Below are 20,947 nucleotides of genomic sequence, written 5' to 3'. Positions count from 1 at the left end.
GTTGCCGAAAGATTCTCACACTCTGAGGAGCCGCGTAGCGGCGTCTCGAAGGATGGGCCACGAGCCACATGGTTCGAGACGGCGCTTCGCGCCTCCTCACCATGAGGGTTGACCTCAATCTCTCCTGAACACGATCGAGGCCATCCATCCGGTCATCAGCGCCATGAAGGCGGTGATCAGCCCGTAGACGAGGCCGTTCTGCTGCGCCGTGGTGGCGACGAACTGCTCGAAACCGACCTTGACGATTTCGAACGCGGTATCCGTCTTGGCCACCAGCGCGCCTTCGGCGAACAGCTTGATCTCGACGTTGTAGAGCCCGATCGGCACCTCCGCCGGCAGCGGAATGCCGGTGCGGAACAGCGTCGGGGTCAGGAACGTCACCGCCGAGGTCTCCTCGCGATAGAGGCCATGCTGGCGGCGCAGCCGCACGAAGGCGCTGCGGAACGCGTCATCGGGCACCACGTCGGCGTAGTCGCCGCCGACGCGCTGGGTCAGCAGCACGTTGTTCAGCCCGAGCTGCTGCCGCCGCTGCACTTCCGGCGAGGCGATCGCGTCGAACGGGCGGTTTGAGAACAGCGCCAGATAGGTCGGCACTTTCAGGAATTGCCGGGAGTCGGTGTTGATCCAGATCCCGAACCGGCGCTCCTTGCGCCGCGTCACCATGTCGGCGCGCGGGCCGGCGACCGTCACCACCAGATCATAGGTACGGCCGGGCGGCGTGTTGGCGTCCTTTTCCACCGAGCCGAACAGCACCAGTTCCTCGCCGGAATAGTTCGGCGTCACGGTGACGCGATGGTTCGACACCGACACGATCAGCCGTTCCGCCTGCACCGGCGAGCACGCGAGCACCGCGCCCAGCGCCAGCCATCCCAGCATGCGCGCGAGGCGAGCGGTCATCCCGTCCCCCCCGTTTCGCGCACGGTGAAGAGGTCCTCGGGCCGGATCACGAGTTCGACGGCGAAACGAATGCCGACGGCGAGCACCAGCAGGCCGAGCAGCAGGCGCAGATGTTCGCCGCGGATTTTCTGTCCGGCGCGGGCGCCGAACTGCGCGCCGGTGACGCCGCCGACCATCAGGATCAACGCCAGAACGGCGTCGACCAGGTGATTGGTCACCGCGTGCAGCATGGTGGCGAACACCATGGTGACGAGGGTCAGCACCATCGAGGTTCCGATCACGGTCGAGGTCGGCACCCGCAGCACGTAGATCAGGAGCGGCACCAGGATGAAGCCGCCGCCGATGCCCATCACCGCGCCGATGAAGCCGATGATCAACCCGATCGCCACAACCGGAATTACGGAGAGATAGATCTTCGAGCGCTTGAAGCGCATCTTCAGCGGTAGGCCGTGGATCCAGACATGGCTGCCGGGGCGGCGCGTGGTGACGGGGCCGCCCTTGCGGGACCGCAGCAGCGCCCGGAGGCCTTCCCAGAACATCAGGCCGCCGACGGTGGTCAGCAGGATGACGTAGGACATCGCGATCATCAGATCGAGCTGACCGAGCGAGCGCAGCAGCGTGAAGGTGCCCACCCCCAGCGCCGTGCCCATACTGCCGCCGGTGAGCAACACGGCCGCCAGGACAGGATCGATCGCACGCCGTCGCCAATAGGAGATCGCGCCGGAAAACGAGGAGGCGGCGATGTGGCTGGCGACCGAGGCGACCGCGACCGCAGGCGCGATCCCGATGAAGATGAGCAGCGGCGTCATCAGGAATCCGCCGCCGATCCCGAACATGCCGGAGACGAACCCCACCGCTGCGCCCATCGCCAGGATGAGGAAAATATTGACCGGGATGTCGGCGATCGGGAGGTAGATCTGCACGCGCGCCTGCTTTTGTAGCTTTGCCACACGAGGCGGCCGGAGAGGCCGCTCGGGACGTGGTTTCTGTTGGGTTTGCCGGCAGTGGAAGCCGGTGCGCGCATGCATCATTGCGTGCACAGCGCCGGTTCCCGCATCCTGCATAACTGAATTCGCAGGGATGAGGGACTAAAAAAGCCCGCGAAGGCAAATTTTTGCCTGATGCCTATAGGGCAGGCTCAGAGCTTCTCGACGGGCTCGGTGACGAGGTTCATGGCCAGCGCTTGTTTGGGGCTGAGCCAGCGAATCTCCCTCGTCTCGGACATCGCTTCCACGATCGAGGACGAGACCCCCATTTTGGTCATGTAACCCAGTACGGCGCCAGATATCCGCTGGGCCTCCGCGACGGGATCGTTCACGGGCCTGGTTGTGACAAAGCGATGAACGCCAAGCGCCGAACCCAACACGCCGAAGCGGGGCTTGCCGCCGGCATAGGCAAGCACGCAGGCGCTGGCGCAATAGGCCGGCTTAATCCGGCCCGAAGCGTCGCTGCCGCCGACCGCGGTCGCCAGCGATCGCGCGCGGATGATCTCGCCCATGATCATGGCCTGGGCCAGGTCTCCGCCGGGAGAGGCCAGCAGGACGACATCGCCCGCCGCGAGGTTGGCCTCGTCCAGTCTGGCGCGAAACCAGCTCGCGGCAGCAGGGCCGATGGTGCCGCTGACGAACAGCGCGCGCCGTCCCCGGCCCGAACCGTCGAGATGGAGCGTGTCGATCACCTGCGACGTCAGGCTCGGCGAGACGTACTGGTCTTTCCAGTAATGCCAGGCGTCCGGCTGCGACAGGTCGCGCCAGGCGCGGATGCCGACACTGGAAAGCAGGAGGATGAAAATCGCGACCGACCAGAAGTGCCATCTCGCCCGTGGCGCCCGGACCGGTGGTCCCATGGCCTGACGCGGCGGCTCCCGATCGACCGGGGTGCGCGGCGGTGCGACCGCAGGACCTGTCGGCGACCTGCGGAATCGGTTCTCCCCCTGGTTGTCTTCGGTCGACAAGCGATCCTCGTGGCGGCGCTGCCCTCTCGGGCCCGGCTCGTCCCAACCAATAAACGAATTTATGGCCGAGGATAGGCGGCGATGCCTTCAGGCATCGCGATGGCCCTGGTCAGTGAACGGCGGCGGTGCGCTTGGCCGCGACCGGCCTGGCGGCCGGCTTGGCGGTCGCCGGCACCGAGTCCCAGCCACCGGCAGGCGAGGCGACGTTGACGGCATCCTCGGGCTGCGGTTCGATCGTGAAGGTCTGGATCGCGAGCCTGGCCGCCGCCAGCGACTGGACGTCGAGCCGCTTGGCGACATCGTCGCGCTTGCGCCCGGCATCCGCGTCGCCCTGGGCCGCCGCGAGGCTGAACCATTTGAAGGACTCGGCGAGGTTCTGTTCGACGCCGATACCGCGGGCATAGAGAATGCCGAGGTTGAACTGGCTGTCGGCGACGCCGCGGTCGGCGGCCTTGCGGAACCAGAACGACGCGCTGTTGTAGTTGGCGCCGCTGCCGCCGCCATCGGCGTCCAGCACGGCGAGGTTATGCATCGCCTTGGCGCTGCCGCGCTCGGCCGCCTGCAGATAATAGCGCCGCGCGATCTCGACGTCCTTTTTCACGCTGAGGCCCTTCTCGTAGAAGGTGCCGAGCCGGAACACCGCAGGCACGACGCCGGCCTTGGCGGCGCGGTCGTACCATTTGGCGGCTTCATCAAGATTGGGCGCAACGCCCTTGCCTTCGGCAAACCGCACGCCGATCTCGTAAGCCGCGCTGGCGTCGCCCTTCAACGCGGCGGTGCGCAACACCGGACCGCCGATCGTGTCGGGCAGCCGTTCGGTCGGCGGCACCGCGACCATGGCGAGCTTGCCGCCGGTCGCCGGCACGGTGGTGATCGCGCCGGTGACGTCGCCGGCTGCGGCCGGCGGCTCCGGGGTCACCGGCGGCGGCGCGATCTTCGCGCTGTCGAGCGTGTTCGGTGCCGAAGAATTGTTCGACTGCTTCTCGACCGGCGTCGGCGAGATCATCATCGGCGCCGGGGCCTGAGCCGGCGGCATCGCGGGCTTCGCATTGGTCTCCGACGGCATCGGCGCCTGCGCCGCCGGAGGAGCCGGTTCGCTCGGTTGCTCCATCATCGGCAGTTGCAGCACGCTGCCGGTATCGAGCAGCGTCATCGCCATCTTGAACGTGCCGAGCACGATCACGACCACGCTCGCGCCGACCAGCAGCGAGCGGATCCTGGAGGACATGTTCGACGGAGTCTTGTCGTCCGCATTGGCCTTCTTGACCTTGTCGCCGCCCTTGTCCCTGGGCGCGGCCTTGGCGCGCCCGGCCTTCTCGGGCGGGGGTGCGGCAGCGGCAGCCTGCGCGGCGCGGCGCGCGGCGGCAATGAAGCTCGACGAACTGACCGGCTCCTTCGGCGAGGCCGCGATCTCGCTGATCGCATTTTCGGAAGCCGCGATCCGCTCCGACGGCGAAGACATCCGCGGGGACGGCCTTGTGCCCGGCTCGAGCGGATGATCCGGCGGCAGATCCGGCGCGATTGCGGTGCGCGGTGCGGCGGCGTGCGGCTCGAGGATCTCGCTGATCGCGCGCGGCGGCGCTGGCGGCGCGACCGGCGGCTGCGCCGCTTGGAATTCGCGCGGCGCGGCGGCGAAATGCTCCTCGAGGCTCGCCTGCAGCGCGGCGGGGTTCGGCAACTCCGGTTTCGACTGCTGCGGATAGGTCATCAGCGGCGTGGTCGCGCGAGGCAATTCCTCCCACGGTTCAGCCGCAGTAGGCGGAGAAGCGGGCGTGCCGGGTGTGGCCCGAACCGTGCGCAGATCGCCTTCGATCATCGACAGGCGATCGACCACATGGCCGAGCGTGCCGTGAACGGTTTCGAGCGACTCCTGAGTGCGGCGGTCGGTTTCCGACTGGCTGAAGCGGATGTCGGACAGTTCGCGCTTGACCAGATCGACGATGCCGGGGTCCATCGGCGCCGCCACCGGGGTCGCATTGCGATTGGAATCGGCAAGCGCGACCAGACTGGCGTGCTGGCGCTCCAGCGAACGCAGAATGTCGTGCAGGCCTTCCTCGACCCGTCCGAGGTCGACGGCCGGCGCGGCGGAGCGATCGTTGGAGGCTTCCAGGCGTTCCAGCAGATAGGATACGCGCTGTTCGAGATGGGCAAATGCCGAGGCATTGTCGTTGCCGGCCGGGATGCGGTCGAGCCGCTCCGACAGCATGCGCAGCGCGTTCTCGACATATTCGGATGGCTCGCTCGCGCCTACCGGGCGGGATTCCAGCGCCGAGGTCAGCGCCGCAAGGCGCTGTTCGAGCTGTCCGATGGCATCGTTGCTGCCGTCAAAGCGGGAAAGCTGGTCGACCTTGGCCGAGAGCGTGTGAACGTCTTCCGACAGCCGCGCCAGCGCGTCGTTGGAGGCGACGTTGGAAACGATGCCGCGCAGCGCCACGATCGCGCTTTCGAGCTGTTGCACCGTCGATGGATCGTCGTTCGAACGCAGAATGAGATCGAGCTTGGCGCCGAGATTGCGGATCGCCTCGTCATAGCCGGCGAGCTGCTCGGCCGGCGTCAGCGAGCGCAGCGCGTCGCCAATTTCGCCGAGCGCCCGTTCGATGTTGGCCAGCACCTGATCGTCGCTGCCGTTATGGCGGCTTTCGTCGATACGGCGGGACAGCGAGCGGATTTCGTTCTCGAGCGATTCGATCTCGCGGCGCGGCACCGCCTCGGTGATAGCCTGGCGGATTTCGGAGAGTTCGCTGCGGAAGGAGGCGATCGATTCCTCGATATTGTCGGGACGCTGCAGCGCCTCGATCTGGCTCGTGATCTTGAGCAGGTGCCGCTCGAGCGAAGAGAAGTCGGGATTGGCGGGCGCCGGTGGTGCGGCGGGTGCCGCGGAATTGGGCTGTGCGGGCGCGGCAGCGCCGTTGCGCGGCGGGGCCTGCCGTGGCGGCGGAGCGTCAAGCTCGTTCTGGCGCGCGGCGATCTCGGCGATGTCAAAATCCATCGAGGCCGGGCTGAGCGGCGGCGAGGGGCGATAGACCTGGGCGGCGGCACGCTCGACCATGTCGTTCTGGCGCTGCCTTTCTTGCACCTGGGCCTGCCGGGCCGGTGCGGGATTTGAAATCTGCGACAGCCGCGCATCGAGGCGCGAAATGGCGTCGTTGAGCTGGCGGGCCACCGTCGGCTCGCTGCGCGGTGCGGGGCGCGAGATCTGTTCGATCTGCCGGGTGATGGAATCCAGCCGCTGATGAATGTCGGCGACATCGGGGGCTTGCCGGCCGGGCACGGCAGGCCGCTGCGCCGATGAAGCGCCGAAATTCGGCGGGAGAGATTCGCCGACGGTCGAATTGAGCCAGTCGTTCAGCGACATGCCGGAGCGGCGCGCGGCCGCCTCGGCTCTTTCGCGGACGGAAGGATCGATGCCGTCTACACTCCACGATGCGCGCGAATTCATGCTTTGGTCCGGTTCCGCTACGGCGCCCCACCTGCGCCATCAGCCTCCCCGCGCGTCCCGTTGAAGAGACAATCGAATTTTGCGCAGGTCGTCTGCCTCAGAACCTGACTTTTGTTCCTCACGGTAAATAACGGGTTAAGGAATGGGATCGCCGGCCGCAAAAGTTGCCCACCCGGCCGTCCGTGGGCGTTCAGCCGTTATTTTCGCGCTTGCCGGCCTCGATCGGCACGACGTTTGGCCGCTCCACGCCCGAGGTTAGCGCCGACAATGCATCGATCGCCTCTTCGCACCATTCCGCCACCGCGCGCTCATGGGCAAGCCCGATGCGCAGGCCGAGCAGTTTGCCGACATCGGCCGGCGTCGCGGTGCCGTCGGGGAAGCGCTTGTTGAGCAGGCGCTCATAGCGGGCGAAGCGATCGCGATGATGTTCCAGCCGCGCCATCAGGTCGGTGCGCAGCGGTTCTATGTCGACGTTGTCGAGCGCATAGAGTCGCACCAAGAGGTCGTCCTTGATCGAGGCCGGCACGCTCGGCCGCGCCGCCCAATGCCGGAGCGCGGCCCGGCCCTCCGGCGTTAGCGTATAGACCAGCTTGTTCGGCTTGCCGGACTGCACCACCTCGCGGCCCTGGATATGACCGCGGTCGCGCAGCCTGGTGAGCTCCCGATAAATTTGCTGGTGGTCAGCCTTCCAGAAGAATCCAATGGAGTTGTCGAACGTCTTGGCGAGCTCATAGCCCGTCATCGGACGTTCGGTCAGGCAGGCAAGGATCGCGTCACCAAGCGCCATGACGCCGGTCTCCGGATTCAACAGTGGTTGACATTATGCATAAAGTTGCATATGCGTCAATGCGCATAAGGTCCGGAGAGGTCCATCCCCGGCGTCCAGCCCGTCATCGCCCGAGTTAAGGAGACATGATGACCATGAGCGGCCTCGACAAGTGGTACGGCTACATGAAGTCGCATGACACCGCGGCGCTGTGGGACCTGTTGCACCCGGACGCGGTGTTCGAAAGCCCCGTCGTTCACACGCCGCAGCGCGGGCGCGACATCACCTTCAAATATCTGGCGAGCGCCGACAAGGTGCTGGGCGGCCCCGGCTTCAAATATGTCGGCGAATGGCGCAGCCCTGATGGCGCGGTGCTCGAATTCGAGAACGAGATCGAGGGCATCAAGATCAACGGCGTCGACATCATCACCTTCAGCGATGACGGTAGGATCACGCACTTCAAGGTGATGGTGCGTCCATTGAAGGGAATCAATCTGCTGCACCGCTTGATGGGGGAGCAACTCGCCAGGCAGTGAAGGCGAGGGGCCGCGAGCATCCCGGCGCTGTTTGGTCGCAATGGCCGTCCGGATATTTGCTGGCACGCTCACTCCCTCGAACATCGGGAACCGGATAAGGTCGCTTTCCGGAGCACCGTCATTTCAAGTCAAGCGCCGCCGCCTTCTTTCAAGCCTGCCGCTGCCGGGAGAACACCATGCCGATCTACAAAGCCCCCGTGGAAGACGTCACCTTCCTGCTCAACGACGTGTTCCAGATCGACCGCTACGACAATCTGCCCGGCTTCACCGACGCCTCCGCCGATGTGCGCGAGGCGATCATCGGCGAGGCTGCAAAGCTCTCCGAGGAGGTGTTGCAGCCGCTCAACCGCGTCGGCGATCTCGAAGGCTGCAAGCGCCATGACGACAGCTCGGTGACGACGCCGAAGGGTTTCAAGGAAGCCTTCAAGCAGGTGGCCGAAGGCGGCTGGCTCGGCCTGTCGGCGCCGGCGGAATATGGCGGGCAGGGGCTCCCGGTGACGCTGAGCCAGGTCGTCACCGAATTCCAGAGTGCGGCCAACATGGCATTCTCGATGTATGGCGGTCTCACCATGGGCGCGACCGCGGCGCTGCTGGTGCATGGCGACGCCGAACAGAAGAAGACCTATGTGCCGAAGATGGTGGCCGGCGAATGGACCGGCACCATGAACCTCACCGAGCCGCAATGCGGCACCGATCTTGGCCTCTTGCGTACCCGCGCGGTGAAGCAGCCTGACGGCAGTTTCAAGATTTCAGGCACCAAGATCTTCATCTCGGCCGGCGAGCACGACATCACCGAGAACATCATCCACCTGGTGCTGGCGCGCATCGAAGGGGCGCCCGCCGGCATCAAGGGCGTATCGCTGTTCGTCGTGCCGAAGATCCTCGTCAATGCCGACGGCTCGCTGGGTGCGCGCAACGGCGTGTCCTGCGGCTCGATCGAGCACAAGATGGGCATCCACGGCAATTCCACCTGCGTGATGAACTACGACAACGCCACCGGCTGGCTGATCGGCGAAGAGAACAAGGGCATGCAGGGCATGTTCGTGATGATGAACGAGGCTCGCCTCGGCGTCGCCGTGCAGGGCCTCGCACAGTCCGAAGTCGCCTATCAGAACGCGGTGGCCTATGCGCGCGAGCGTCTGCAGGGCCGCGCGCTGACCGGCGCGAAGGAGGCGGACAAGCCGGCGGACCCGATCATCGTGCACCCGGACGTGCGCCGCGTGCTGCTCACCATCCGCGCCTTCAACGAGGCGGCGCGTGCCATGGTGGTGTGGACCGCGCTGAAGAGCGACGTCGCCCACCGCTCCGCCGATCCGAAGGACCGCGAGGCGGCCGACGACCATATGGGCCTGATGACCCCCGTCATGAAGGGCGTGATGACCGACGTCGGATTCTCCAACGCGGTGCTGGCGCAGCAGATGTATGGCGGCCACGGCTATATCGCCGAGCACGGCATGGAGCAGTTCGTGCGCGATGCCCGCATCGCCATGCTCTACGAGGGGGCCAACGGCATCCAGGCGCTCGACCTGGTCGGCCGCAAGCTGCCGCGCCATGGCGGCCGCGCCGTGATGGCGTTCTTTGCCGAAGTCGGCGCCTTCGCCAAGGAGCACGGCGGCGACGAGGCGATGAAGCCGTTCGTCGCGCCGCTCTCGACCGCGCTCGGCCATCTGCAGCAGGCCACCGGCTGGCTGATGCAGAACGCCATGGCCAAGCCCGACAATGCCGGCGCCGCCGCCACCGACTACATGCAATTGTTCGGCCTCGTCGCCTTCGGCTTCATGTGGGCGCGGATGGCGAAGGTGGCGCAGGACAAGATTGCTTCCGGTGGCGCCACGCCCTACCTGAGCACCAAGCTGGTGACCGGCCGCTTCTTCATGGAGCGGATGCTGCCGGAAACCCACGTCCACCTCGCGCGCATCCAGACCGGCTGCGCCACGACCATGGAATTGGCGGCGGAAGCGTTCTGAGAATTTTCCGTCGCTTCTCTCTCCTTCCGGCTATAATATTATGATCCTCATACCAGGAGGGCGTCATGCCTGAGGCATATATCTACGATCACGTTCGCACCCCGCGCGGCCGCGGCAAGCCCGAAGGCGCGCTGCATGAAGTCACCGCGCTGGCGCTCGCCACCGTGCCGCTGCAGGCGCTGAAGGAGCGCAACAACCTCGGCGAAGACGTCGTCGACGACGTGATCCTCGGCGTGGTCGATCCGGTCGGCGAGGCCGGCAGCGACATCGCGCGCTTCGCCGCCTTGAAGGCCGGTCTCGGCGAAGCCGTGCCCGGCGTGCAGATCAGCCGGTTCTGCGCCTCCGGCCTCGATGCCGTGAATTTCGCCGCTGCCCAGATCATGGCCGGCCAGCATGAGCTTGTGATCGGCGGCGGCGCCGAATCGATGAGCCGCGTCGGCATCGGCGCCTCCGGCGGCGCATGGCCGATGGACCCCTCGATGGCGGTGCCGGCCTATTTCATGCCGCAGGGCGTCTCGGCCGATCTGATCGCGACCAAATACGGTTTCTCGCGCGACGACGTCGATGCCTATGCGGTGCAGAGCCAGCAGCGCGCCGGCAAGGCGTGGGACGAGGGCCGCTTCAGCAAGTCGGTGGTGCCGGTCAAGGACATCAATGGCCTCACGATCCTCGCCAGGGACGAGCATATGCGTCCGACCACGACGATGCAGTCGCTGGCGCAACTGCAGCCGTCCTTCACGGTGATGGCGCAGATGGGCGGCTTCGATGGGGTTGCGATCCAGTCGCACCCGGAGATCGAGCGCGTCAATTACGTGCACCATGCCGGCAACTCCTCCGGCATCGTCGACGGCGCGGGCGCCGTGCTGCTCGGCAGCAAGGAAGCCGGCGCCAAACACGGCCTGAAGCCGCGTGCAAAGATCCGCGCCTTCGCCAATATCGGCTCCGAGCCCGCGATGATGCTGACCGGCCCGGTCGACGTCACCGAAAAGCTGTTCGCGCGGTCCGGCATGAAGAAGTCTGATATCGACCTGTTCGAGCTCAACGAGGCCTTCGCCTCGGTGGTGCTGCGCTACATGCAGGCGTTCGACATCGACAATGTGAAGATCAACGTCAACGGCGGCGCGATCGCGCTCGGCCATCCGCTCGGCGCGACCGGCGCGATGATCCTCGGCACCGTGCTGGATGAACTCGAGCGCACCAACAAGTCGACCGCGCTGGTGACGCTGTGCATCGGCGGCGGCATGGGCACCGCGACGATCATCGAGCGGGTGTAACTGCCGTAGGGTGGGTTACGCTTCGCTAACCCACCCTACGAATTCAAGCTTAACCGCCGCGCCTGAGATCGGCTGCCGGCACCGAGGGAGCAACCAAATGGCCTTCAAGAATTTCAAGGTAGAAACCGACGCCGACGGCATTGCGCTCGTCACCTGGGACATCCCCGGACGTTCGATGAACGTGCTGGACGAGACCTCGACCAGCGAGCTCGAGGATATCCTGAAGCAGACCACGGCCGATGCCGCGGTGAAGGGCGTCGTCATCACCTCCGCGAAGGATGCGTTCTGCGCCGGCGCGGACCTTTCCATGCTGGATGGCATGAACAAGGAATACGCCAAGGTCTTGAAGGAGAAGGGGGAGGAGGCGGCCAACCAGATGCTGTTCGAGCAGAGCCGCCGCTTCTCGCTGGTGCTGCGCGGCATCGAAACCTGCGGCAAGCCGTGGGCGGCGGCGATCAACGGCCTCGCGCTCGGCGGCGGTTTCGAGGTGACGCTGTCTTGCCACTACCGCGTGGCGGCGGAGAATCCCAAAACCCGCCTCGGCCTGCCCGAGGTCAAGGTCGGCCTGTTCCCCGGCGCCGGCGGCACCCAGCGCGTGCCGCGGCTGGTGCCGCCGCAGGACGCCATGACCATCCTGCTCAAGGGCGATCCGGTCACCGTCGAGAAGGCCAGGTCGCTCAACCTGATCCACGCCGTCGTGCCGGCCTCGGATCTCGTCAAGGCCGCCAAGGACTGGATCAAGGGCGGTGGCAAGGCGGTCGCGCCCTGGGACGAGAAGGGCTTCAAGCTGCCGGGCGGGCCGGTGTTCTCCAAGGCCGGCATGATGATGTTCCCGGCCGGCAATGCGATCTACCGCCGTGAGACCTACGATAATTATCCGGCGGCGCGCGCCATCATGAGCTGCGTCTATGAAGGCCTGCAGCTTCCCATCGACGCCGCGCTCCGCGTCGAATCGCGCTACTTCACGAAAGTGCTGCGCTCCAAGGAAGCGGCGGCAATGATCCGCAGCCTGTTCCTGTCGATGCAGGAACTGAACAAGGGCGCGCGGCGTCCGCAGAATGTGCCGGCGACCAAGGTGAAGAAGATCGCCGTGATCGGCGCCGGCTTCATGGGCGCCAGCGTCGGCTACGTCTCGGCCCGCGCCGGCCTCGACGTCGTGCTGATCGACCGCGACCAGGAAAGTGCCGACAAGGGCAAGGCGCACGCCAGGAGCGTCATCGACGGTCTGATCGCCAAGGGCCGCGCCAAGCCGGCCGAGGCCGACGCCATCATGTCGCGCATCACGGCGACCGCCGATTACGCCGCGCTCGGCGATTGCGACCTCGTGATCGAGGCCGTGTTCGAGGATCGCAAGGTCAAGTCGGATACCTTCGCCAAGGCGCAGCAGTATCTCAAGGCGGACGCGATCTTCGCCTCCAACACCTCGACGCTGCCGATCACCTCGCTCGCCGAGAGCTTCAGGGAGCAGGGCAAGTTCATCGGCATCCATTTCTTCTCGCCGGTCGACAGGATGATGCTGGTCGAGATCATCCTCGGCAAGAACACCGGCGAGGTCGCGCTGGCGACCGCGCTGGATTACGTTCGCATCATCGGCAAGACCCCGATCGTGGTGAACGATTCCCGCGGCTTCTACGCCAACCGCTGCGTCGGCCGCTACATCGCCGAAGGCAACGAGATGTTCCTCGAAGGCGTGCCGCCGGCGATGATCGAGAATTGCGCCAGGATGGCCGGCATGCCGGTCGGTCCGCTGTCGCTCTCGGATGAGGTCGCCCTCGATCTCGGGCTGAAGGTGATGAAGGCGACCGAAGCCGATCTCGGTCCCAACGCCATCAATCCGGACCAGAAGAAGCTGATGCTGGAAATGGTCGAGAAGCAGGGCCGCCTCGGCCGCAAGAACAGCAAGGGTTTTTACGACTATCCCGAGAAGGGCAAGGGCCAGAAGAGCCTGTGGCCGGGGCTATCGGCGCTGCAGCCCAAGCAACTCGATCCCGATACGCTCGACGTCGAGGAGTTGAAGCAGCGCTTCCTGGTGGTGCAGGCGGTGGAAGCCGCGCGCACGGTGGAGGATCATGTCATCACCGATCCGCGCGAGGCCGATGTCGGCTCGATCCTCGGCTTCGGCTTCGCGCCGTTCACCGGCGGCACGCTGTCCTATATCGACTTCATGGGCGCGCGGAAGTTCGTCGAACTCTGCCACAAGCTCGAAGCCAAATACGGCTCACGCTTCACCCCGCCAAAGCTGCTGGAAGACATGGCGGCCAAGGGTGAGACCTTCTACGGCCGCTTCGCGCCGAAAAAGCAGGCGGCGTAAGGGATGCATGCGGTCGTTGCGAGCTTCGCTTTCGCTCGCAATGACGGACAACTTCATCGAGGCTACATGTCTCGGGTCGGCGGCGTTGATACGATCAGGCCTTGCAATTCGTCGCGGCTCTGATGCTTGACGAACTTGACGGCAAATCCGTCAGGCGTGTGCCGGATGACGCGGCCGACGCAGGCGCCGATGCCGAGCGGCGTTCCGATCGGCGGCTGTAACTCCGCCATGACAGCTACACCTGACTGCGAGGCGTCGATGACGAAGCAGGGGTGAATGGTGCCGTCGGCGAGCGTCAGCGTGGTCTGCGAGGCCTTCGGAACGAAGCGCGGTGTTTTCCGCGTTTCGATGATGCTGACCGGATCCTTGGTCTTTTTCTCCAGCCAGGTGAGCTTGTCCGCGAGCTTTGCGCGCATCGGCTGCGTCATCTCGAGTTCGAGCAGCACGCCGCTCCGCGCGGTATCGCTGATCGTGCCCTCGAAGTTGCCGATGTCCCTGAAGTAGGAGATGAGGTTGTCGCCGACCTTGCCGACCACGGGCATCTCCACCATCATCCGAAACGGAGAAACGCGCGTGGCGCGGCAGGTGAAGGTGCGGAGCTTGCCCTCCGGGTCGTACCAGTTCCGAAGCACGTAGGTCCCTTCCATCACGATGTCGACCGCGCGCTGCCTCAGGAATCGCTCGATAGACACGACCAATCCTCACGGAAAAAGTTGCACCCGCTTTGGCGAATTGTTGACCGATCGGACGTCGTAGTGAATTTCTGAACGACCGAAACGCGACTTCGGCGCATGCGAACATGCCCGGCGCGTATCCCTTGAATCTGAGGGGGATTCGCTAAAAAAATGTAATATGTATCTCCGTACTTCTACACAGCATCTGCTGCATGGCGTGCGCGATTTGTGCGTGCCGTCTCGGCCATTACACAATCGGGAACTGCCTGACCGTGTGGGGCGCGTCGGCTCTTGCAGGAAATGAAACGGGTGAGGAAATGCGCCATCGCATTCCCTCACCCGTATCGAACTCGCACCGTTTATCGTCGCGCGCCGGTCGTCACGAAGACGATGACGCCGGCGCCTCAAGCCGCCTTCATCAAGCCTTCCCTGGTCAACGCTTCCTGCACCTTCGGGCGGGCGGCGACGCGGGCCTTGTAGGCCAGGAGGTTCGGCATGTCGGACAGATCGAACTTCAACCGGTCGGTCGCCCACATCAGCATGGTGAAGAGGTATCCGTCGGCGACGGTGAACTGCTTGCCCATCAGGTAGTCGCGTCCGGCAAGCGCGGTCTCCAGATACTTGAACTTGGCCATCGCACGGTCCTTGAAAAAGCCCTTGGCCTCGTCGGCGAGCAGGGGCGAGAACATCGGGCCGATATTCTTGTGCAACTCGGTCGTGATGTAGTTCAGCCACTCGAGCAACTTGTACCGCTCCTGCGAATCGCGCGCAGGCGCCAGATTGTTGCCCGCCTTGTCGGCGATCATCTGGACGATGACCGGGCCTTCGGTGACCAGTTCGCCGGAATCGAACTGCACCACCGGCACCTGGCCCTTGGGATTGACCTTCAGGAAATCGTCACCGTTTTCCAGTTTCTTGGCGCGCAGGTCGACTTTGACCAGTTCGTGGGGCAGCCCAGCCTCCAGAAGGGCGATATGGGGAGATAGCGAGCAAGCGCCCGGAGAATAATATAGTTTCATGGGGTTTTCCTTCCCTCGCAATTGTCGGCGGACCGACTAAATGCATCTGCATGAAATAGTCAAGATTGATGCACCTGCATTTAGTGCGGTACACTGATCCGTGACAGAGACGGACCTGATGATGAAACGCAAACCATCGACCGAGGCGACCGCCGCCTGGATCCGCCTGATGCGGGTGCAGAGCCGGGTGCTTGACGCCGTCGAGCAGGATTTGAAGAAGGCGGGCTATCCGCCGCTGGCCTGGTATGACGCGTTGCTGGAACTGTCGCGCGCGCCGACCGGCGAGATGCGCCCGGTGGAACTGGAAAAGCAGATGCTGATCCCGCAATATTCCACCTCGCGGCTGATCGACCGCCTGGTGGACGAGGGCCTGGCGGCGCGGCGCGAATGCAAGATCGACAAGCGCGGCCAGTTTGTCGAGATCACCGAGGCCGGGCGCGAACTGCAGAAGAAGATGTGGACGGCCTACTCGGCGGCGATCGAAAAGCACGTCGGCTCCAAACTGTCCGATGCCGACGCCATGAAGCTTTGCGGCCTGCTCGACCGTCTCGGCTGCTCGTGCTCCGACGTCAAGGCGGCGGCCGCCCGCGACGGCGTGCCGGCGCGATGACGGCCCATACACGTTTCGTTATTGCGGACGATGCCGTCCGTATCCCCCTGGCTACACGGCGCGTTCGGTCGAATCGCCCCTTTTTCGGATTTTTCTAATGGCGCGTGACCAGATCGATATGACGCCGCTGCAATCGCGTGACGAACTCGTCGCGTGGTTCGAGGCCGGCATCAAGCCCCCGTCCGAGTTCCGCATCGGCACCGAGCACGAGAAGACCCCGTTCACGCTGGAGGGCCGTCAGCCCGTGCCGTACGAAGGCGTGCGCGGCATCGGCGCGCTGCTCGAAGGCATGCAGCTCCTGCTTGGCTGGGAGCCGATCATGGAGCGCGGCAACATCATCGGGCTCCATGACGTCACCGGCGGCGGCGCGATTTCGCTTGAGCCCGGCGGCCAGTTCGAATTGTCGGGCGCACCGGTCGAAACCGTGCACCAGACCCAGTCCGAACTGATGGCGCATCTGGCGCAGGTCCGCGAGATCGCAACGCCCCTCGGCATCGGCTTCCTCGGCCTCGGCATGACGCCGTCCTGGTCGCGGTCGCAGATCCCGGTGATGCCCAAGGGCCGCTACAAGATCATGACCAACTACATGCCGAAGGTCGGCCGGTACGGCATCGACATGATGTACCGGACCTGCACGGTGCAGACCAATCTCGACTTCTCCTCGGAAGCCGACATGGTCAAGAAGCTGCGCGTGTCGCTGGCGCTGCAGCCGGTCGCCACCGCCCTGTTCGCCAACTCCCCGTTCACCGAGGGCAAGCCCAACGGCTACCTGTCGTTCCGCTCCGAGATCTGGCGCGACACCGACAATGCGCGCTCCGGCATGCTGCCCTGGGCGTTCGAGGACGGCATGGGCTTCGAGCGCTGGGTCGACTATGCGCTCGACGTTCCCATGTACTTCGTCAAGCGCGGCGACAGCTATATCGACGTCGCCGGCTCCTCGTTCCGCGCCTTCTTCGAGGGCCGCAACAATTCGCTGCCCGGCGAGCGCCCGACCCTGTCGGACTGGGCCAACCATCTGTCGACGATCTTCCCGGAGGTCCGCCTCAAGCGTTACCTGGAAATGCGCGGCGCCGACGGCGTGCCGTGGGGCCGGCTGCCGGCGCTGCCGGCATTCTGGGTCGGCCTGTTGTACGACGACGTCAGCCTGGACGCGGCCTGGGATCTGGTCAGCCACTGGACCGCGCACGAGCGTCAGGCGCTGCGCGACGACGTGCCGCGCTTCGGCTTCAAGGCCAGGATCAAGGATCGCTATCTGTTCGAGATCGCCCGCGAGTGCCTGAAACTGTCGCATGCCGGCCTGCGACGGCGTAACCGCGTCGACCATACCGGCCGCGACGAGAGCCGGTACCTCGAGCCGCTGGAGCACATCCTCGAAGCGGGCCGCACCCCGGCGGAAGAGATGCTGGAAAAGTTCAACGGTGAATGGGGCGGTTCCGTCGAGCCGGCCTACCAGGAATACGCGTTCTGATCGAACGGCTTGCCCGGCATTTGGGCCGTTCATCCACCGTACAGGTTGATGGCGCTCAAATGACGGCCCATCGGGCATGATCTGGAAGGCCGCGCCGGTTTTCCGAAAAATCACGCTCAAATCAATGGGCTGGGGCGGGACGGCACTTTCCGAGGAAGAGCCACCCCGCGCCTGCAAACGCGTACTCGAAAGCGTCAGCGAATGGGGACTATTCGCCTGCTCAGGGCGTGTGTGGTGGCGCTTGCCTTCCTGGCGGCGGCCATCGGCGCGCGTCCGGCATTGGCGCAGGCCAATTTCGACCGCCCTGGCGGCGACTACCTCAGTGCGCCCGTGACCTCCGGCGACCCGGCCGAATGCGCGCTGGTGTGCGAGCGCGACCGGCGCTGCCGGGCCTGGAGCTTCACCTATCCGACCGACCTCGCCAACCGCGCGGTGTGCTGGCTCAAGAGCAACGTGCCGGCGCGCGTGCAGAGCGATTGCTGCGTCTCCGGCATCCGCGGCGCCGGTGTGGTCGAGCGGCGCAACGAGGCCGTCGAAACCTCGATCGACCGCTTCGGCGGCGACTACAAGAGCTTCGATGTTGCGCGCGGCGACGGCGAGGAGGCCTGCAAGGCTGCCTGCTCCGCCGACAACAAATGCCGCGCCTGGACCTATGCCCGCCCGGGCTATGCCGGCAAGGAAGCGCATTGCTTCCTGAAGAAGGAGATCAAGCCGCCGCACCGGAAGGCCGGGTTCACCTCGGGCGTGGTGCGCTAGCTCTCCGCCGGCAGCACCGTGACCTCCGGCCACAGCGCCTTCCATCGCTTCGCCTTCGCCGCATAATTCGCTGCGGAAAAATTCGGACCCGGATTGGGTCGCACCATCAATCGGGCGACGTCATCATAGCCGTTCGGCGCATACACCTCGTAACCGTCGTGCGCGCAGCGGATTCCGATCTGCGTATTCTTTGTCAGGAACCGGTCAATACCCTCAGTCGAGCAGCGCAGCTCCGGATAGGGCAGGCCATGCTTCTCCGGGTACCATAGATGAACGCGCGCCTGGTTGCGCGCCTCGACCGCGATGCCGCGTGGCGCCAGGCGGTCGGTGAGTTGGTGGATCACTCTGTCTTCCGCTTCCCATGACGTATCGGGATCGAAAAAGAAAACGTCGTAATCGTTGATGCCATAGTCGATCGCGCGGTTGGTCAGCACGTTCCACACCGTCTGCACCAGGCATCCCGAGACCAGCCATGCGTCCGGCAGCGCGAGCCGGTGCAATTCGCCGGTGATGATCTTGTTGACGGGATTGCGCAGGGCGGCGGCGAGGAATTGGTCTTTGTCCATTGCCATAGGTTTGGGCAACGCGCTCATGGCCGGGACAAGCCCGGCCATGGCGGAGAGAGGCCTTACTGCACCGACGTAAAGAACCGCGCGAGCCGGAAACCCGACAGCCAGGTCCACATCGGCTGGCTGCGCATGCCGAGATCCCAGGAGCCGACCACGGCGTCGGCGCGGCCGATCAGATTGTCGATCGGCAGCAGGCCCACGCCGCCGTCGCGTACCGAAACGCGGCTGTCGGCGGAATTGTCCCTGTTGTCGCCGAGCACGAACAGCTCGCCCGGCGGCACGGTCACCTCGGGCGTGTTGTCGAGCCTGCCATTGTCGCGAATCTTGAAAATGGCGTGGCTGACGCCGTTCGGCAGCGTTTCGACGAAGCGGTAGGCGCGCTCGGTATTGCCGCGGTCGTCTTCGGCCTGTCCGACGCCATCCGGCTTCAGCGTGGCCGCATGGTCGTTGATGAAGAGCTGGCCCTGTCGCAGCTGGATGCGGTCGCCCGGCAAGCCCACCACGCGCTTGACCCACGCCTGCGAGCGGTCGCCGGGCCAGCGAAACACGACGACGTCGCCGCGCTTCGGCGTATCGCCGAACAGGCGGCCGGTTTCGGGCAGCGTGATCTGGATCGGCAGCGACGCCGCGCCATAGCCATATGGAAATTTCGACGCCACCAGCGCGTCGCCGATCAGCAGCGTCGGCTCCATCGAACCCGACGGCACATAAAACGGTTCGGCAATCGCGCCCTTGGCGAGGAACACGACGGCCACGATCGCGGCGAACTGCACGGCCTGGCCGCGCCAGCTCGTCGGTTTGCCGGCAGGGATTTCCTTGTCGGCTGCCACCTTCTGGTCGCTCACTAGCCCGTTCCTCCGACCGTGATCCGTTCCATCCGCAGCGTCGGCTGGCCGACGCCGACCGGCACGCCCTGGCCGTTCTTGCCGCAGGTGCCAATGCCGGTATCGAGCGCCAGATCGTTGCCGACCATGGTGATGCGATGCAGGTCGGTCGGCCCGTTGCCGATCAGCATGGCGCCCTTCAAGGGCGCGCCGAGCTTGCCGTTCTCGATCTTGTAGGCCTCGGTGCACTGGAACACGTATTTGCCAGAGGTGATGTCGACCTGGCCGCCGCCGAAATTGGCGGCATAGACGCCGTTCTTCACCGACGCGATGATCTCCGCCGGATCGCGGTCGCCCGCCAGCATGTAGGTGTTGGTCATGCGCGGCATCGGCACATGGGCATAGCTCTGGCGGCGGCCGTTGCCGGTCGGCTTCATGTTCATCAGCCGCGCGTTCTGGCGGTCCTGCATGTAGCCGACGAGGATACCGTCCTCGATCAGCACCGTGCGGTTGGTCGGCGTGCCCTCGTCGTCGACCGACAGCGAACCGCGCCGCGAGGCGATGGTGCCGTCGTCGACCACAGTGACTCCCTTGGCGGCGACCTGCTTGCCCATCAATCCCGCGAAGGCCGAGGTCTGCTTGCGGTTGAAGTCGCCTTCCAGCCCATGGCCGACCGCCTCATGCAGCATGACGCCGGGCCAGCCGGCGCCCAGCACCACGTCCATCTCGCCGGCGGGGGCGGGGACCGATTCCAGATTGACCAGCGCCTCGCGGATCGCGCCGTCGGCGGCCTCGCGCCACGCTTTGGTCTCGATGAAGCGCGCGTAACCCTCGCGGCCGCCATAGCCCTTGCTGCCGCTCTCCTGGCGGTCGCCCTGGCCGGCGACCACGGAAATATTGACCCGCACCAGCGGGCGGATGTCGCGATAGCTCTCGCCGTCGGGGCGGAGGATTTCGACCACCTGCCAGGTGGCGCCCAGGCTGATCGAGGCCTGCCGTACCCGCGGGTCCTTGTCGCGGACGTAGGCGTCGATTTCGGCCAGCAGTTTTACCTTGGCCTCGAAGCCGGGGGCATCCAGCGGGTTCTCGTCGCCGTAGAGCCGAACATTGGTGTGCGCAGGCGCGGCCGAAAAATTGCCGCTGTAGCCGCCGCGCACGGCCGCCACCGCATCCGCGGCGCGGATCAGCGCCGGGAGCGAGACGTCGGAGGCGTGCGCGTAGCCGACCGCGTCGTCCTTCACCGCGCGGAGGCCAAAGCCCTGGCTGGTGTCATAGGTCGCCTGCTTCAGCCGGCCATTGTCGAAGCCGAGCGCTTCGGTCTGGCCATATTCCAGATACAGTTCGCCATCGTCGGCGCCCTGGAGACCGCGCGTAATCTCGCGTCGGACGGCATCACGGTCGAGATTGGCGCGGTCGAGCAGGGAGGTTGTGGCGGGATTGGTCATGCGGACTCCGATTCAGCGCAAAGGCCGCCTCTGCGCTGGCGAGGACGACGATGGTTTGAAAGATAGTCATGACCGCAACGAAAGGGGAGGCCCCTCACGGCAGCTTGTCATAGCCCTCGCCGAGCCCGTTCAGGCTGAGCGGGAAGCCGATTCCCTCTTCGGGCGTCTCGAAGATGATAAAAGTCGCGGTTTTGGCGCCGCGGAGCTGACCGAGCAGCTTTTCGTCCATTACGACTTCCGCGACGCAGCCGTTCGGCAGGCATCTGACAAAACCGGCGCGGCCGACGTCCTGATTGTCGAGCTTCAGCCCGAGCCCGGAGGGCAGCAGGACGCCGAGCGGGGCAACCACCCGCATCAGCTTGCTCTTCTGGTCGGCGGTTTTCAGCACGATCACGGTGAGGCCGGCGTTGGAGCGGTCCTCGGCCACCACGCTCTGGA

18 protein-coding genes are annotated in these 20,947 nt (G+C 65.4%); 7 read left to right on the top strand and 11 right to left on the bottom strand.

Translation table 11 applies throughout. From position 1 onward, the window contains the following. Positions 1-114: 114 nt before the first annotated feature. From V7E26_RS21765 to V7E26_RS21745, 5 genes are all read right to left on the bottom strand, one after another. Positions 115-876, bottom strand: coding sequence for a TIGR02186 family protein (locus V7E26_RS21765; RefSeq protein WP_324420073.1), 762 nt, complete (start codon positions 874-876; stop codon positions 115-117). 17 nt (positions 877-893) lie between these two features. Further along, positions 894-1,820: a sulfite exporter TauE/SafE family protein gene (locus tag V7E26_RS21760; protein ID WP_324420069.1), complete on the bottom strand. Its 927-nt coding sequence runs from the start codon at positions 1,818-1,820 to the stop codon at positions 894-896. Positions 1,821-2,035: 215 nt separating this feature from the next. Beyond that, positions 2,036-2,743: a hypothetical protein gene (locus tag V7E26_RS21755; protein ID WP_324420067.1), complete on the bottom strand. Its 708-nt coding sequence runs from the start codon at positions 2,741-2,743 to the stop codon at positions 2,036-2,038. A 217-nt stretch (positions 2,744-2,960) separates the two neighbouring features. After that, positions 2,961-6,290: a hypothetical protein gene (locus tag V7E26_RS21750; RefSeq protein ID WP_324420064.1), complete on the bottom strand. Its 3,330-nt coding sequence runs from the start codon at positions 6,288-6,290 to the stop codon at positions 2,961-2,963. 190 nt (positions 6,291-6,480) lie between these two features. Further along, complete coding sequence (locus V7E26_RS21745; protein ID WP_324420062.1) at positions 6,481-7,077, bottom strand: PadR family transcriptional regulator; 597 nt, start codon at positions 7,075-7,077, stop codon at positions 6,481-6,483. Between the two features lie 128 nt (positions 7,078-7,205). Between V7E26_RS21745 and V7E26_RS21740 the strand changes: the two genes are divergently transcribed. From V7E26_RS21740 to V7E26_RS21725, 4 genes are all read left to right on the top strand, one after another. Further along, positions 7,206-7,592, top strand: a complete 387-nt coding sequence (locus V7E26_RS21740; RefSeq protein ID WP_324420060.1) for a nuclear transport factor 2 family protein — start codon at positions 7,206-7,208, stop codon at positions 7,590-7,592. 176 nt (positions 7,593-7,768) lie between these two features. Further along, on the top strand, positions 7,769-9,559 hold the full coding sequence (locus tag V7E26_RS21735; RefSeq protein ID WP_324420058.1) for an acyl-CoA dehydrogenase C-terminal domain-containing protein: 1,791 nt from the start codon (positions 7,769-7,771) through the stop codon (positions 9,557-9,559). A gap of 65 nt (positions 9,560-9,624) precedes the next feature. After that, positions 9,625-10,833, top strand: coding sequence for an acetyl-CoA C-acetyltransferase (locus tag V7E26_RS21730; RefSeq protein WP_324420056.1), 1,209 nt, complete (start codon positions 9,625-9,627; stop codon positions 10,831-10,833). Between the two features lie 97 nt (positions 10,834-10,930). Beyond that, entirely contained in the window at positions 10,931-13,144 is a 2,214-nt protein-coding gene (locus V7E26_RS21725) for an FAD-dependent oxidoreductase (RefSeq protein WP_324420054.1), read from the top strand. 62 nt (positions 13,145-13,206) lie between these two features. On the opposite strand, the gene V7E26_RS21720 is transcribed toward V7E26_RS21725, so the two are convergent. Both V7E26_RS21720 and gstA read right to left on the bottom strand, forming a co-directional pair. Next, the gene (locus V7E26_RS21720) at positions 13,207-13,836 is read right to left on the bottom strand and encodes a PilZ domain-containing protein (RefSeq protein ID WP_324420052.1); all 630 of its coding nucleotides are present in this window, start codon (positions 13,834-13,836) and stop codon (positions 13,207-13,209) included. Positions 13,837-14,222: 386 nt separating this feature from the next. Further along, on the bottom strand, positions 14,223-14,837 hold the full coding sequence (gene gstA, locus V7E26_RS21715) for a glutathione transferase GstA (protein ID WP_324420049.1): 615 nt from the start codon (positions 14,835-14,837) through the stop codon (positions 14,223-14,225). 121 nt (positions 14,838-14,958) lie between these two features. Here gstA and V7E26_RS21710 point away from each other — a divergent pair, with 121 nt between their 5' ends. The 3 genes from V7E26_RS21710 (at position 14,959) to V7E26_RS21700 (ending at position 17,671) form a co-directional block, all read left to right on the top strand. Continuing rightward, positions 14,959-15,447, top strand: coding sequence for a MarR family winged helix-turn-helix transcriptional regulator (locus V7E26_RS21710; RefSeq protein ID WP_324420047.1), 489 nt, complete (start codon positions 14,959-14,961; stop codon positions 15,445-15,447). Positions 15,448-15,544: 97 nt separating this feature from the next. After that, positions 15,545-16,915 carry a glutamate--cysteine ligase gene (locus V7E26_RS21705; RefSeq protein WP_324420045.1) on the top strand — a complete coding sequence of 457 codons (1,371 nt, stop codon included), beginning with the start codon at positions 15,545-15,547 and terminating at the stop codon, positions 16,913-16,915. A 201-nt stretch (positions 16,916-17,116) separates the two neighbouring features. After that, positions 17,117-17,671, top strand: a complete 555-nt coding sequence (locus V7E26_RS21700; protein ID WP_324420043.1) for a PAN domain-containing protein — start codon at positions 17,117-17,119, stop codon at positions 17,669-17,671. Here V7E26_RS21700 and V7E26_RS21695 read toward each other — a convergent pair. The 4 genes from V7E26_RS21695 to V7E26_RS21680 form a co-directional block, all read right to left on the bottom strand. Continuing rightward, positions 17,668-18,237: a nucleotidyltransferase family protein gene (locus V7E26_RS21695; protein ID WP_324420041.1), complete on the bottom strand. Its 570-nt coding sequence runs from the start codon at positions 18,235-18,237 to the stop codon at positions 17,668-17,670. The two genes, V7E26_RS21700 and V7E26_RS21695, sit on opposite strands and share 4 nt — an antisense overlap. A gap of 62 nt (positions 18,238-18,299) precedes the next feature. Continuing rightward, positions 18,300-19,070 carry a signal peptidase I gene (lepB, locus tag V7E26_RS21690; protein WP_442893451.1) on the bottom strand — a complete coding sequence of 257 codons (771 nt, stop codon included), beginning with the start codon at positions 19,068-19,070 and terminating at the stop codon, positions 18,300-18,302. A gap of 14 nt (positions 19,071-19,084) precedes the next feature. Further along, positions 19,085-20,509, bottom strand: coding sequence for a metalloprotease TldD (gene tldD, locus V7E26_RS21685; protein ID WP_324420039.1), 1,425 nt, complete (start codon positions 20,507-20,509; stop codon positions 19,085-19,087). A 94-nt stretch (positions 20,510-20,603) separates the two neighbouring features. After that, on the bottom strand, positions 20,604-20,947 hold a 344-nt coding region (locus V7E26_RS21680; protein ID WP_324420037.1), incomplete at its 5' end, for an invasion associated locus B family protein.

This window comes from Bradyrhizobium sp. (assembly GCF_036735945.1).
Taxonomy (GTDB): Bacteria; Pseudomonadota; Alphaproteobacteria; order Rhizobiales; family Xanthobacteraceae; genus Bradyrhizobium.
This window is presented reverse-complemented; position numbering and strand designations above follow the sequence as displayed.